Origin of the sequence: Streptomyces sp. NBC_00322 (assembly GCF_036147535.1) — a bacterium.
Taxonomy (GTDB): domain Bacteria; phylum Actinomycetota; class Actinomycetes; order Streptomycetales; family Streptomycetaceae; genus Streptomyces.
On the sequence record NZ_CP108019.1, the window covers coordinates 3,694,977 to 3,709,720 of the forward strand.

7 protein-coding genes are annotated in these 14,744 nt (G+C 71.3%); all 7 read right to left on the reverse strand.

Annotated features, from left to right (window positions below):
* Positions 1–46: 46 nt before the first annotated feature.
* Positions 47–1,861 (reverse strand): GMC family oxidoreductase, encoded by a 1,815-nt coding sequence (locus OG905_RS16560; protein ID WP_328670349.1) that lies wholly within the window; start codon positions 1,859–1,861, stop codon positions 47–49.
* Between the two features lie 113 nt (positions 1,862–1,974).
* Entirely contained in the window at positions 1,975–3,591 is a 1,617-nt protein-coding gene (locus tag OG905_RS16565; protein ID WP_328670350.1) for a succinic semialdehyde dehydrogenase, read from the reverse strand.
* Positions 3,592–3,901: 310 nt separating this feature from the next.
* Positions 3,902–5,572: a serine/threonine-protein kinase gene (locus OG905_RS16570; RefSeq protein WP_328670351.1), complete on the reverse strand. Its 1,671-nt coding sequence runs from the start codon at positions 5,570–5,572 to the stop codon at positions 3,902–3,904.
* A gap of 29 nt (positions 5,573–5,601) precedes the next feature.
* Positions 5,602–7,251, reverse strand: coding sequence for a serine/threonine-protein kinase (locus OG905_RS16575; protein WP_328670352.1), 1,650 nt, complete (start codon positions 7,249–7,251; stop codon positions 5,602–5,604).
* Between the two features lie 90 nt (positions 7,252–7,341).
* Positions 7,342–9,969: a protein kinase gene (locus OG905_RS16580; RefSeq protein ID WP_328670353.1), complete on the reverse strand. Its 2,628-nt coding sequence runs from the start codon at positions 9,967–9,969 to the stop codon at positions 7,342–7,344.
* 139 nt (positions 9,970–10,108) lie between these two features.
* Positions 10,109–12,472 (reverse strand): serine/threonine-protein kinase, encoded by a 2,364-nt coding sequence (locus OG905_RS16585; protein WP_328670354.1) that lies wholly within the window; start codon positions 12,470–12,472, stop codon positions 10,109–10,111.
* A 358-nt stretch (positions 12,473–12,830) separates the two neighbouring features.
* Complete coding sequence (locus tag OG905_RS16590) at positions 12,831–14,537, reverse strand: glycerol-3-phosphate dehydrogenase/oxidase (RefSeq protein ID WP_328670355.1); 1,707 nt, start codon at positions 14,535–14,537, stop codon at positions 12,831–12,833.
* Between the last annotated feature and the right edge of the window lie 207 nt (positions 14,538–14,744).

Sequence of the window (14,744 nt, forward strand, 5' to 3'; positions counted from 1 at the left end):
ACTCGGAGGGGGGTGCAGCGGCCTTCGCATGTCCAGTCCCAGGGGGCTACTTCTTCGGCGGGACCGCCGGCATTCCCAGGAACGGCAGCCTCAGCGCGCCGAACGCCGAATCCGGCACCGCCGGTGACTTCGGAGCCACCGCCGGGAGGCGTTCGTAGACCGCGCCCTGCTGCGGGCGGGCGTCCTCGTCTCCGTTGTTGGGCCAGAGCGACATCGCCCGCTCCGCCTGTGCCGTGATCGTCAGCGACGGGTTCACGCCCAGGTTCGCCGAGACCGCCGCGCCGTCCACGACCGAGATGCCCGGGTGGCCCCACAGCCGGTGGTACGGGTCGATGACGCCCTCCTCGCCGGAGGCGCCGATCGGGCACCCGCCCAGGAAGTGGGCCGTCAGCGGGGTTCCCATCAGTTCGCCGATGTTGGAGCCCGCGAAGCCGTTGATCTCCTCGGCGAGGAGCGACGCGGCGCGGGTGGCCTCCGGGATCTGGTTGGGGTTGGGGGCGCCGTGACCCTGGCGGGCGGTGAGCAGGCCCTTGCCGATGCCCTTCGGTTTGCGGTACGTCGTCAGGGAGTTGTCCAGCGACTGCATGACCAGGCCGATGATGGTCCGCTCCGACCAGCGGCGGCTGGAGAGCGAACGGACCGCGAGCCAGGGGTGCCTGGCCATGTTGCCGAACCAGGCCGCGACGCGGGACTGCGCGCTGTAGGGGACCTGAAGGATCGTCAGGCCGCCCATCGCGTTCGAGCCCTTGCCGTAGCGCACCGGCTCGATGTGAGTGTTCTCGTCGGGGTGGATCGAGGACGTGATCGCGACACCGCGCGTGAAGTCGACCTTCTCCGCCCCGTGCTTCTTGCGGTACCGGCGGTTGTCGGTCAGGGCGCCCACCAGCGCCTCGGAGTTGGTACGGGTCAGCTCACCCAGCCGCGACGAGATCCGCGGCAGCAGGCCGCCGTCCTTCATCCGGTGCAGGAGGGTCTGGGTGCCGTACGTACCGGCGGCGATCACGACCCGGCGCGCCGTGAACGTACGCCCCTGGCCCTTGCGCTTGTTGTCACTGGGCAGGGTGCTGACCGCGAAGCCGCCGCGCGAGTCCTCGGTGACGGTGACGACCGAGGTCATCGGGTGGACGACGGCGCCCGCCTTTTCCGCCAGGTAGAGGTAGTTCTCGTTCAGGGTGTTCTTCGCGCCGTGGCGGCAGCCCGTCATGCATTCCCCGCATTCGGTGCACGCCTTGCGGGAGGGACCCACTCCGCCGAAGTACGGGTCGTCGACCTCCTGCCCGGGTTTGGCCGTCGATGTGCCGTCGGCGTCCTCGCCGTCGCCGAAGTAGACGCCGACCGGGGCCATGTGGAAGCTGTCGCCGACGCCCATCGCCTGGGCGGTTGCCTTGAGATGGACGTCCGAGGGGGTCATCGTCGGGTTGAGCCGCACGCCCAGCATCCGCTTGGCCTGGTCGTAGTACGGAGCGAGCTCCTCCTGCCAGTCGGTGATGTCCTTCCACTGCGGGTCCTCGAAGAAGGCCGCGGGCGGGACGTACAGCGTGTTGGCGTAGTTGAGCGAACCGCCGCCCACCCCCGCGCCCGCCAGCACCATCACATTGCCGAGCAGATGGATGCGCTGGATGCCGAAGAGGCCGAGCGCCGGGGCCCACAGATAGTTGCGCAGGTCCCAGGAGTTCTTGGGCAGCGTCTCGCGGGTGAAGCGGCGGCCCGCCTCCAGGACGCCGACCCGGTAGCCCTTCTCGGTCAGCCGCAGCGCGGAGACCGAGCCGCCGAAGCCCGAGCCGACGACGATGACGTCGTAGTCGTACTCGGATTCGTCCTGATTCCCGGCAGGTTTTGGGGCAGGGGGTTGCTCGGGCATGGCTCTCCTCGGTGCGTAAGGGTGAAATAGGGGTGTCTTTTGGATCAGGCCGGATCAGGGAGCGGGGTCTGGTGCGTGCGATCGCGAGCCCGGCAAGATCCGAAAGACACCCCCTAGCGAAGGCGCAGGGCCTTCATCGCTTTCAGGCTGCGGCTCATGAACGCGGCGTACTTCTCGTCGTCCATGCCGAAGGACGGCGCCAGCGGCATCAGCCGCTGCTGGGCGACGGTCTGCGCCTCGGTGTACTTGAGGATGCCCTCCGAGCCGTGCCGCCGGCTGAGGCCGGAGTCCTTCATGCCGCCCATCGGGGACTGCACGCTGCCGTACGCGGGGGCGTAGCCCTCATTGATGTTGACGGTGCCGGTGCGCAGCCTCGCGGCGACGGCGTGGCCGCGCTTGCCGTCCTTGGTCCAGACGCTCGAATTCAGGCCGTACGGGGTGGCGTTGGCCTGCTTGACGACCTCGTCCTCGTCCTTGAAGCGGTAGATGGAGACGACAGGGCCGAAGGTCTCCTCGGTGCACACGGCCATCGGCGCCTCGACGCCGTCCAGGATGGTCGGCTCGTAGAACAGCGGGCCGATGTCGGGGCGCGCGACGCCGCCCGCGACGAGTGTGGCGCCCTTGGCGACGGCCTCCTCGACATGGCGGGTGACCGTCTCCAGCTGGCGCTCGCCGACCAGGGAGCCCATGTCGGCTCCGTACGCGAGGGAGTTGCCGAGGCGCATGGCCTTCGTGCGGGCGGCGAACCGCTCCACGAACGCGTCGGCGATCGACTCGTGGACGTACAGCCGCTCGATGGAGATGCACAGCTGGCCCGCGGAGGAGAAGCAGGCGCGGATCGCTCCGGCCGCGGCCTTCTCGATGTCGGCGTCGTGCAGCACCAGCATGGCGTTCTTGCCGCCGAGTTCGAGGGAGACACCGACCAGGCGGGCGGCCGCACCCTGGGCTACCTCGCGGCCGGTGCGGGTGGAGCCGGTGAAGGAGACGTAGTCCGCGTGCTTGACGACCTCCGGGCCGACGACCGGGCCCTCGCCGATGACGATCTGGAAGACCTCGGCGGGCAGTCCGGCCTCGATGAGCAGATCGCGGGCCCACAGCGCGGTGAGCGCGGTCTCGGTGTCGGGCTTCATCACGACGGCGTTGCCGGAGACGAACGCGGGCAGCGCGTCACCGACGGAAAGCTCGAACGGGTAGTTCCAGGGCGCGATCTGGCCGACGACTCCGCGCGGCTGGCGCAGTTCGGTGGTCTTGGTGAGGACGGGGACCACACCCGTGTGCCGCTTGGGCTTGAGATAGGCGGGCGCCCTGCGGCCGTAGTGACGGGCGGCGACGGCGACGGCCTGGACCTCTTCGTGCGCGTGGAGGCGGGCCTTGCCGGTCTCCAGCTGGATGAGGTCCAGGACCTCGGCCTGGCGCTCGAGTACGAGGTCGTGGAACCGGAGCAGGACCGCGGCGCGGGCGCGGGCGGGAGTCGCGGCCCACGCGGGCTGGGCGGCGCGGGCGCGCTCGAAGGCCACGGCGACGTCGTCGGGGGTGGACTCGGGCAGGTCCGCCAGCTTCTCCCCGGTGAAGGGGGTGTGGTTCGCGGTTCGGCCGGAGCCGATCACGCCACGGGTGAGCTGGGCGACCACCTCGGGGGTGACCACGTCGGCGGCGGTGCGCGCACCGGCCGGGGCGGCGGCTGTCGGATTGGTGCCGGGGGCGGCGGCGGGGGCCTGCGAGTCCGTCATGGGGGCGAGAGTATGCCGCATCCGGAGCTTTGGGTACCCGTCGGTAACGGCTTTTCACCAGGCCCTCACCATCGCGCCAGCGATCACTGGCAGATAAGCCCTGATCAGGGGCTCGTCCCGGGTATTCCGGGCTTCAGCCGCTCTCGGACCAGCCCTGAGAGATCCTCGATCTTCAGGTGCTCGACCACCTGACCGAAGAGCCCTCGACCACCCGGCCGAAGAGCCGGCCGCCCTCCGCGGCCGCCCAGCCCTCCGCGGGGCCGGGGGCCGGACGCAGACCCGTGACGTCGGCCGCGAGGCCCGTCTGACGTCAGCCTGCGGGCGTGAAGGAGTCCAATGCGGTGTCGAAGTGCCGCCGCGCCTCGTCCGCCCTGCCGAGGGGGGCCGAGACCCACACGTCGTACATCTTGCCGTTCTCGTCCCAGCAGATGTCGAACGTGTGCCGGTCCCCCTCCGCCTTGGAGAAGCCGTTCCAGGTGAACTCCCAGAGCGCGGCGGTCAGTCCGTTGTGCGTGGTCGGCGTGACCTTGCCGTCACGGTAGCCGGGGTTGGTGTTCGGGCCGTCCGCGGCCGAGCGGCGCATCGATCCGAGCGGCCCGTCGGCGGCCGGGCTCTGCACCCGGATGCCGATCCTGATGTCCTGGTCCGGCGCCATGTAGTAGACCCGCTTGTCGTCCTGGGAGCGGGAGAGGCCCTCGGGGACGACGAGGGCGAAGCCCTCCGGGTCGGAGACCGCGAGATACCCCTCCGGCGCGACGGGCTTCTTGGCCGGGGGCGGTGTGGCCGACGTGGTCACGGTCACCGTGGGGGTCGGCCTGGCGTTCGCGGCGGGTGTCTGCGCCGTACGCACCGAGGGCGAACTGCTCGTCGCCGTACGGCCCGGAGCCGCTCCGGCGCCGCCACCGCCGTCGTTGTGGAGCAGGACCGCTGCCGCCCCTCCCGCCCCGGCCAGCGCGGCCACGAGGGCCGCCGCGACCAGCAGCGGCGCACGCCGTCGTCCGGCACGCGCGGGGCCGGGGGCCGCAGGGGTCACGGGCTGCCGCGGCGCAGGCGCACGCGGCGTCGGCGCACTGTCCCGGAGGCTTTTCCGGCGGGGGTCGGGGCGGGTGTCCCGTCGGGTGGCGGTGTCGCGCCCGGCAGCCACCGGTACGGCCCCCGTCGTGACGTATGTACGCAGCAGCTCCTCCGCCTCCGTCGCACCGAGCCGGCGCTCCGGGTCCCGATCGAGAAGCCCCAGCACGACCGGCAACAGCGGCGCCGCCTGGGAGGGCGGACGGATCTCGTCCTCGACGACGGCGTGCAGAATGCCGCCCAACGAGTCGCGGCGGAACGGCGATTCACCGCTCAGCACCGCGCAGAGCAGTACACCCAGTGACCACAGATCCGATTCGGGCCCGGCCGTCTCACCCTGCATCCGCTCCGGCGCGGTGTACTCGGGCGAACCGACGAACGACCCCGAGTCGGTGATCGTCGTGGACCCGGCGAGCTGCGCGATACCGAAGTCGGTGAGGACGACCCGCCCGGTGGACTCCTCGATGAGAACATTGGCGGGCTTCAGGTCGCGGTGCAGCACCCCCAGTTCGTGCGCGGCCCGCAGCGCAGCCAGCAGGGCGAGCCCGATCCGCGCGGCCTCCGCCACATCGACCGGTCCGCCGCGGCTGATCCGCTCGGCGAGCGAGCCGCCGTCGACCAGTTCCATGACGATGTACGGGAGTCCGTCGTCGACGACCACGTCATGGACGACGATCACATGCGGATGCTTGACCCTGGCAACGGCGCGGGCCTCACGCAGCGGCGCGGCCGTGGACGTGTACGGGGACGCCGAACGGCCGCCCCTCGCATCCTCCGGATGGAGCTCCTTGACGGCGACGCGACGGCCGAGCAGCTCGTCGTCCGCACGCCACACGGTGCCCATGCCCCCGCGTCCCAGCCGGTCCACAAGCCGGTAGCGGCCCGCGATCAGCCGCGTTTCCTCGGACACGCAACTCCCCCTCGATCAGCCTGCGTCCATCATGCCGGAGGCCGCCAGCCACGAAGCATGGTGTCGAACTGCTGACGCGTCGTCGCCCAGTCGTCCGCCGGGCCCGACATGTAGAGCGCGTACTCCGTGCCGTTCTCCTCGATGTATATCTGGTCGATGGCACGGCGCGGACCGGGGAAGGTCTTCTTCTCGTGCCAGGTGAACTCCCAGCAGGCGGAGTTCACCTGGTCACGGTAAGTGTTCTGGCCTAGCTTCAGCCGCTTGTACTGGGGAAGCCGCTTCGCGAGACCCCTCTCCATGTCCAGCATGTGCGTATACGGGTTCTCGAAGTCGGGCGAATCGTTACTGCTGATCCGGATGCGGTGCTTGCCGTTGTCGGGCGTGTAGTCGACCTGGTCGCCGTCCGTCTGGCGCGTCCAGCCCTCCGGTACGAGCAGGCTGAAGCCTTCCGGATCGTTCACGCGGTGCCAGCCGGCCGGCACGGCCGAGGAAGGGCCCGGTTTGGTCGAGGAAGGGCCCGGCTTGGTGGTCGTCTGGTTGCCCGCACGCGGTCCGCCATCGTTGTCGCCGCCCGCGTACTCCATGGCGGCAAGCCCCGCGCCGACGCCGACAACCGCCGCGAGTACGACGACGATCGCGGCCCTGCGCAGCCTGCCGCCGCGGCGCCGGGGCGGCGCGGCCTGGGCCGTCGCGCCTGTTCCGGAACCGGAGGCGGTGCCCGGACCCGGCCCCGGAACGGCCTCCGGACCGGGGGGCGTCGGCGTCGGAAGCTGCGTGGTCACGGGCCGGGTGTGCCGCTCCGTCGTCCGCTGGGCGGGCACCTGCGGCGTACGCGGGGCCGCCCGGCGCTCTCCCATCGCTTCCGCCAGCATCTGCTCGGCCTCGGCGGCCGACGCGCGTTCAGCGGGATCCTTGCGCAGCAGCGCCATGATGACGGGCCCCAGGGGGCCCGCCCACTCGGGATGACGCGGCTCTTCCCCCACCACGGCCTGCATGCTGGCGAGCGGCGACGAGCGCCGGAACGGCGACTCGCCCTCCACCGCCGTGTACAGCGTCGCGCCGAGCGACCAGAGGTCGGAGGCGGGTCCGGGGTCCGCGCCACGTACCCGCTCGGGTGCCAAGTAGTCGATGGACCCGACGATTTCCCCGGTCCGGGTGATCGTCGAGTCGCCCTCGATCGCGGCGATCCCGAAGTCGGTGATCAGCACCCGGCCGTCACGGTTGAGCAGGACGTTGGCGGGTTTGACGTCCCGGTGGAGCACTCCGGCGGCGTGCGCGGCGCCCAGCGCGCGCAGCACGTGCAGCCCGATGCGGGCGGCCTCGGCGGCCGGGATGCGCCCGGACTCCTTGGCCGCGTCGGCGAGCGAGGGCCCGTCGACGTACTGCATCACGATCCAGGGACGGGCGTCGTGTTCGAGGACGTCGTGGACGGTGACCACACCGGGGTGGCTGATCCGGGCAGCGGCCCGGGCCTCCTTCTGGGTGCGGGCGTGCAGAACGATGCGGTCCGCCTCGGAGACATACCGCCCGGCGGTCAGCTCCTTGACCGCGACGACCCGGTGCAGCACCTCGTCGTGCGCGCGCCACACCTTGCCCATGCCGCCGCTGCCGATGGTCTCGCTCAGCCGGTAGCGTCCGGCGAGCAGCAGACCCGCGCCCGTGCTTTGACTGTGTTCCACGTCCCCCGCCCAGTTTCCTTGGGATGACAGGTTACGGAGGTGAAGTACGGGCGCGGAACCCCGGATGCCTCAAGTGACCTGGCCGTGATGCTAGCGGGTGGTCCGATAGGCCTTCGTGGCCTCCTGGTAGACCTCGGTCACCTTGTCGCGCTGGTCCTCCGGGCCGAGCACCTGGATGACGTGGTAACCGCCGCCGATGACGAGGGCGAGATTGCGTACGTACACCTCACGGCCGTTGCTGTCCTGCCAGGTGAACTGCCCTTCGGCCATGACCTGCTGCCCGACCTCGATACGGCGCAGCCCGGACGCCCCGGCCCAGGACGAGTCACGCCACGGCTGGAGTTCACGCTCCTTGTCGCGCTGATAGGTCAGCGGATCGTCGCCGTTCGCTTTCACGGTGTCACGGCCGGGGACGACGATCAGAGTGAAATTTCCGTCGGTGTAGCGGACTTGGCCGACGTCGTTGATCGGGCGGCGCTGCCAGGACTTCTGGACGGCTATCTGGAAACCCTCCGGATCCTTGCGCAGCGCGTAGCCGTACGGGAGATTCCCGGCGGGTGCGGAGGTCTGGGGCTGCTGGGCACCGGGGCTGGTCGCGGGAGTCGACGGCCGGTTGTCGGTGGTGGCGGGGTCCGGGCTCGGACTGGTCGCCGGCGGACGCCCGCCGTTCGTGCCCTGGGAACGGTCCCGCTGCTGCGAGTCCGCCTTCGGCATGAACAGCACGGCATACGCGACGGCCGCGACCAGCAGGAGCAGTATCAGCAGCAGGAGGCTACGGCCGAGGGAACGCGGGCCACCCCGCTCACGTTTGGACTTCTTGTGGCGATGGCGGCCGTGCACCACTTCGGCCGAGCCGCGGCGTTTGCGCACCAGCTCGCCCCGGCGGCGTACGACAGGCAGCCGGGAGCCGTCGACCGCGGCCGACGGGACCGGCACGACGTCCATCCCCGCCTCGGGCTCGGGCGCGGACCGTACGAGCGAACGCAGCCAGCCGCGCAGTTCCTCGAAGTCCGGGCGCTCCGTGGGGTCCTGGCGCAGCAGCGACTCGACGACGGGGCGCAGCGGGCCGCACTCCTCGGCGAAGGCGGGCGGCTCGGAGCAGACGAGCTGGACCAGCTCGACGGCGCTCTCCTCGGGGTACGGGGCGTGGCCCTGGACGGCCCGGTAGAGCAGGGCGCCCAGCGCCCAGAGGTCGGTGGCGGGGCCGATGGGGGCGGCCAACTGCCAGTTCTCATGGACGGGTCCGGCCTGCTCGGGGGCCCATCGCTCGGTGACCGCGCCGACGACCGCGATCCGCGCCTGCCGGGCCCGCTCGGCGGCCAGGGGTGTGGCAGGACCGCGGTAGGCGGGTGTGCTGCCGCCCGCGACTATCTCGTCCCAGCGCCCGGTGGGCGCCTGGACCTCGGCGACGACGGGCCTGCGCTGGACGTCGGCACGCTGGGCATCGGCGCGCAGCGCATCCTGGGCGGTCCCGCCATGACGGGCGGGGGCCGGCACGTTGTCGGTACGGGGGCCGGGAAGTGCGGGGCGGGTGCCGTACGGGTCGTTGTGGCCGCGTGCTGCGGAACCGCCCGTGCTGTGGCTGCCGGGGATGGGGGTGCCGGGGCTGCCGCCTGCCGGGAGGGGGCGCGGGCCGTCCTGGGCCGGGAAGGCACCGTCGTGCCACGTACCGGCCAGCCTGACGCGGCCGGGGCCGGACCAGCCGCCGTCCTCTTCCACGTCGTCGCTGTCGTCGTCCATGTCGAGATCCGGGCCCGGCTCGCCCGGACGCCGAGCCCACCAGTCCGGGTCGAAACCCGCCTGGACCGGACGGTCGCCATCGCGCTGGTCCTCGCCGGCGCGCGCCGCGGCCCGTGCGCCCGCGCGGTACGCGGCGATCGCACCCGCCCTCGCGGCCCGGGCGTCCGGCATGCCGGTTCCGGGCCCCGGCAGGGCGACCCGAGCGCCGGGCGAAGCCCCGTACGGCCCTTCGTCCTCGCCGCCGTCCTCACCCTCGTCTGCGTCCCTGTACCCGTCCCCGTCCCCGTCCTCCGGATCCGCGTACTTCTCCGCCTCCAGGGAAGCCCCCGACGGCGCGGGCGCCTCGGGCGGCCCCGAAACCCCTGCCGACTCGTCCGGGGGGCCCGGCACCGGGGCATACCCGCACAGCGCCTCCTCCGCCGCTCCCGACGCCAGTCCGGTCAGGACCACGCGCCCGTCGTCGCAGACGAGGACGGTTCGGGAAGTGATGTTGCGATGGGTCCAGCCGTGCGCGTGCAGCACGCGCAGCGCGGTCAGTACGTCGGAGGCGACCTCGGCCGCCCGGTAGGGACTGAGCGGCTTGTCCGCCAGAAGCGCCGCGAGCGGCCGCGCGGCGACCCGTTCGCTCACTATCCAGAGCAAACCGCCCTCCGCGAAGACGTCGAAGACCTGGTCCAGGCGCGGATGGTCGGGGATCTGGGCGGCAGCCTGAGCGGCCTCGATGGCGCGCCGCACCGCCGGGTCCGTGGGCCGCCGTGCCGTACGCCCCTGGGCTCTGCGCGGCACCGCCGACCCGGCCAGGCCGTCCGTCTCGACAACCTCGGCGTCCACGACCTCCGGCAACGGCACCTGCCGCACCAGAACTTCCTGCCCGCTGTATGTGTCGAACGCGCGGGTCTCCACCAGTTCGTACTCGTCGGAGGGCGGCAGAGGCAGGCGGTAGCGGTCGGCGAGCACCCTTCCCGCATAGTCGTCCACGTCGCCTCCCCACGCGCGCGCTTGTCCCCCGGACGGCCTCAAGGGTCGCACCAAACCGTCAATTCCGGTCGTTTGACGGCTACTTACGACCCCGTGCGGCTGCGTACCGTCCGCGAGCTCTCACGATACGTGTCCTGACTCAGTCCTTGGGCTTGAATGTGGCGAACGCCGTCTTGCGCAAGGTCTCGCACTGCGTGCCGTGCCACTCGCTCGCCTTGCACGTGATCATGATCGAGTAGCCGTGCCCGGCATCCACCTTGAAGCCCCTGTTGAGGACTCGTACCCGCTGGCCGTTCTGATTGCGCTCGAACTGCCAGTCGGCGACGGTCGGATAGCCCTTGTACTGGACCGGCTTGATCCCGAGGTGCTTATAGCCGTCGCTGCTGGCGGCGGTCGCCAGCCTCAACCCCTCCCAGGCAGCGGCGGCGTCGTCCGTGGGACTGCCGTTGAAGTCGACCTGAACGCGCGGGAAGCCACCGCTCTGCAGGTTGAATATCCCGCCGGAGTTCTGGCCCGCGATGCCGGTCATCTTGAAGCCCTTGGGCATCGCCATGGTGAAGTGGAACCGCTCGTTCGAGACCATCACGTAGCCGGCCGGGATTCCGCCCCGGCCTGCGGGGGCACCGGTCTTGGGCCCGCCGGACGGCTGCCCGCCCTGGCCGTCCCCGGTCCCGGTGCCGTCCTTCGGGTCGTCCTTGGCGGAGTCCTTGCCCTTGCCCCCGTCCGCGGTGCCACCCGCGTCCGTGCCCTTGCCGCCGGTCACCCCGGCCGAAGTGGTCTTGTCTTTGCCCGACTTGTTCTTGCCGCTCTTGTCGCCACCGCCGAGCGTCAGATAGAGCACGGTCGCCAGCACGGCGAGCGCGACGACAGCCGCGACGACCATCAGGGTGCGGCGGGGCACCACGTCGGTGAGCGGCGCCCGCACCGGCGCGGGCCGCGCGGCCGGAGCCTGCGGCGCGGTCTGCGGTTTCGGTTCCGGCTTGGCGGCCGCGGCGGCAGCGGCGTTGCGCACGGAACGCAGCGCACCGCGCACCCGGTCGGCCGCCGGGTCCTTCGGCCTGGCCTCTGGCGGCGGCGGGGGAAGCGGCGGCAGCGCGACGACGCGGGTGGCCTCCGGCGACGGCTCGGGCTCGGCGGGCGGCTCCGGCGCCTCGGGGGCGTGCAGCACCCTGGTGAGCAACGCCCGTGCGCCCGCGTCGTCGAGACGCTGATCCGGGTCCTTGGCGAGCAGGCCGTAGATGACCTCCTCCAGCGGGCCCGCGTTCTTCGGCGGGTCCAGCGGCTCGGTCATCACGGCGGTCAGCGTCGCGATCGCGGAGCCCTTGTCGTACGGCGGGCAGCCCTCGACGCTCGCGTACAACAGCCCGCCCAGCGACCACAGGTCGGCGGCCGGCCCGGGCTTGTGGCCGCGGGCACGCTCCGGCGAGATGTAGGAGGGCGCGCCGACGAGCATGCCGGTCGACGTGATCGACGGGTCGCCCTCGACCTGCGCGATACCGAAGTCGGTGAGCACGACGCGCCCGTCCTCGGCGATGAGCACATTGGACGGCTTCACATCGCGGTGCAGGATGCCCTCGCGGTGCGCGGAACGCAGTACGTCGAGGATCGCGAGTCCGACCTCCGCGGCCCGCCGGGGCGTCAGCGTGCCGTCCTCGCGTACGGCTTCGGCCAGGGACTTGCCCTCGACGAGCTCCATGACGATCCACGGGCGGTCGTCCTCGTCCACGACGTCGTAGACCGTCACCGCGCTGTTGTTGCGGATACGGGCGATCGCCTTGGCCTCGCGCATGGTGCGCGTGATGAGGCGGCGCTTCTCTTCCTCGTCGATGCTGCTGGGGAAGCGCAGTTCCTTCACGGCGACGGTACGGCCGAGGGTCTCGTCGACAGCCCGCCACACGGTGCCCATCCCCCCGCGCCCGAGGACGCCGCCCAGCCGGTACCGCCCGGAGAGCAGCCGCCCCTGAGTCTCCCGCCCGGAACTCCGCCCGGCCGCGCCCGCCTTGACGGGCGTGGCTGCCGCGGACTCGGGCGCCTTGGGCTCGGGGGACGTGGGCTTGGGTGCCTTGGGCTCGGGCGCCTTGAGCTCAGATGCCTTGGGCTCGGGCGCCTTGAGCTCAGATGCCTTGGGCTCGGGGGACGTCGGCTTGGGGGACGTTGCCCGGGGCGCCTTTGACGCGCCGGCCCCGGACACGGCCCCGTCACCGCGGCCCGAGTCGGACGCCGGCCCTGAGTCCTGCCCGGCGGCGCCCCGCCCGGAAGCCTTCACAGGCTTCTCCGGCTCCTCCGCCTTCTCCGGCTCGGCACCGGACGCCGGTTCGGCCATCGATGCGGGCACCGCCCTGGACTCCGGCTCCGTGTCGAGCTTCTTCTCGGGATCCTGGGACTCCTGCTCGGTGTCCTGAGACTCCGGCTTGAGCTCCGTCCCGGAATCCTGCCCGGCATCCCGCTGGGGCTCCTCGGCCGTTTCCCGCTGGGGCTCCCGCGACTGCTCCGCCTCCGACATGCGTCCCCTCTGCGATCCCTGATCTTCGCCCGCGCCTGCCGCTTCCCGCGCGATGCGGTAACCCGCCCTGGCAGAGCCCCCATTGTCCCTCACTCCGGGACCGGCGCCTCTCCCGGGTCCGCAGTCCGCCAGGACAGGTCCAGAAGCATGGGAGCACCCACCATGCCATTACTCGCGGTGAAGCTCACCGCTTGGCTGGTCGGGGCCCTGTCCAGCCAAGCGGAACACACCCATCCACCACACTCGCCACCCCGAATCGACCCTCCGGACGGCCGATTTCCAACGGGTCGGGGGCCGAAAACAGGGTTCCGGCAGAAAGCCCGCGGGTCAGGCCGCACGGACGGGCCGGACAACGGGATCAGATCGGCACGATGTCCGGCGCCCCCAGCCGCGCCGCGTCCGCCGTCAGGTCGTCCGGCTGCCGCTGCGACTCGCGCTCCGCCTCCACCCGCTTCTCGTAGTGCTCGATCTCCTTCTCGATGTGCTCCTTGTCCCAGCCCAGCACCGGTGCCATCAGCTCCGCGCACTCGCGCGCACAGCGTGTCCCCCGGTCGAACGTCTCGATCGAGATCCTGGTCCGCCGTGTCAGTACGTCATCGAGGTGCCGCGCCCCTTCGTGCGATGCGGCATAGACGACCTCGGCCCGCAGATAGTCCTCCGCGCCCCCCAGCGGCTCCCCGAGCTTCGGGTCGTCGGCGATCAGCGTCAGCAGTTCCTCTATGAGCGAGCCGTACCGGTTCAACAGATGCTCCACGCGGACCACATGAAGCCCTGTCCGCGCCGCTGTCCTCGCCCGCGCGTTCCACAGCGCGCCATAGCCCTCGGCCCCGACGAGCGGGACGTTCTCCGTGACGCACGCGGCCACCCGCTGGTCGAGCGCGTGCACCGCCTCGTCCACCGCGTCCTTCGCCATCACCCGGTACGTCGTGTACTTGCCGCCCGCCACAACCACCAGGCCGGGCACCGGATGCGCCACCGTGTGCTCGCGCGACAGCTTGCTGGTCGCGTCCGACTCCCCCGCGAGCAACGGCCGCAGGCCCGCGTACACCCCCTGGACGTCATCGCGCGTCAGAGGCACCGCCAGCACGGAGTTGACGTGCTCGAGGAGATAGTCGATGTCCGCGCTGGACGCGGCCGGATGGGCCTTGTCGAGATCCCAGTCGGTGTCCGTGGTCCCCACGATCCAGTGCCGTCCCCAGGGGATGACGAACAGCACGGACTTCTCGGTCCGCAGGATCAGCCCGGTCGTCGAGTGGATCCGGTCCTTGGGCACCACCAGATGAATGCCCTTGGAGGCCCGCACATGGAACTGCCCTCGCTCCCCGATCAGCGCCTGGGTGTCGTCCGTCCACACCCCGGTCGCGTTGACGACCTGCTTGGCCCGGATCTCGTACTCCCCGCCGGACTCGACGTCCTGCACCCGCGCTCCGACGACCCGCTCCCCCTCCCTCAGAAAGCCGATCACCCGCGCCCGGCTCGCGACATGGGCCCCATAGCTCGCGGCCGTGCGTACCAGCGTCGCCACATAGCGGGCGTCGTCCATCTGTGCGTCGTAGTACTGCAACGCCCCGACCAGGGCGTCCTTCTTCAGGCAGGGCGCGACCCGCAGCGCCTGCCGCCGCGACAGATGCCGGTGGACGGGCAGTCCTCGCCCATGCCCCGACGACACCGACATCGCGTCGTACAGCGCGACCCCCGATCCGGCGTAGAGCCGCTCCCAGCCCTTGTGCTGGAGCGGATAGAGGAACGGCACCGGCTTCACCAGATGCGGCGCCAGCCGCTCCAGCAGCAGCCCGCGCTCCTTCAGCGCTTCCCGGACAAGCGCGAAGTCCAGCATCTCCAGATAGCGCAGCCCACCGTGGATCAGCTTGCTCGACCTGCTCGATGTGCCCGACGCCCAGTCCCGCGCCTCGACCAGACCGGTGGAGAGTCCTCTTGTCGCGGCGTCCAGCGCGGTCCCTGCTCCGACCACGCCCGCGCCGACCACCAGCACGTCCAGTTCACGTTCGGCCATCTCGGCGAGCGCCTCGGCACGCTCCACCGGTCCCAGTGTCGCTGTCCTCACTGCTGCCTCCCGTCGCCCCCGTACGGCCCCTGCGATCGGGCTCACAACGTCGATTCTGTCCGCAGTCGACGACTTCAGCCACCGCCTGTGGATAACACTCGGACAGCCACGAGCACACAATGCGGCATAACGGTCATATTTACGCCTAGTGTGACATTGCGCTTGCCCGTTCTGCCCACAGGGCTTGCGCTCAATGTCCCCGCGGCT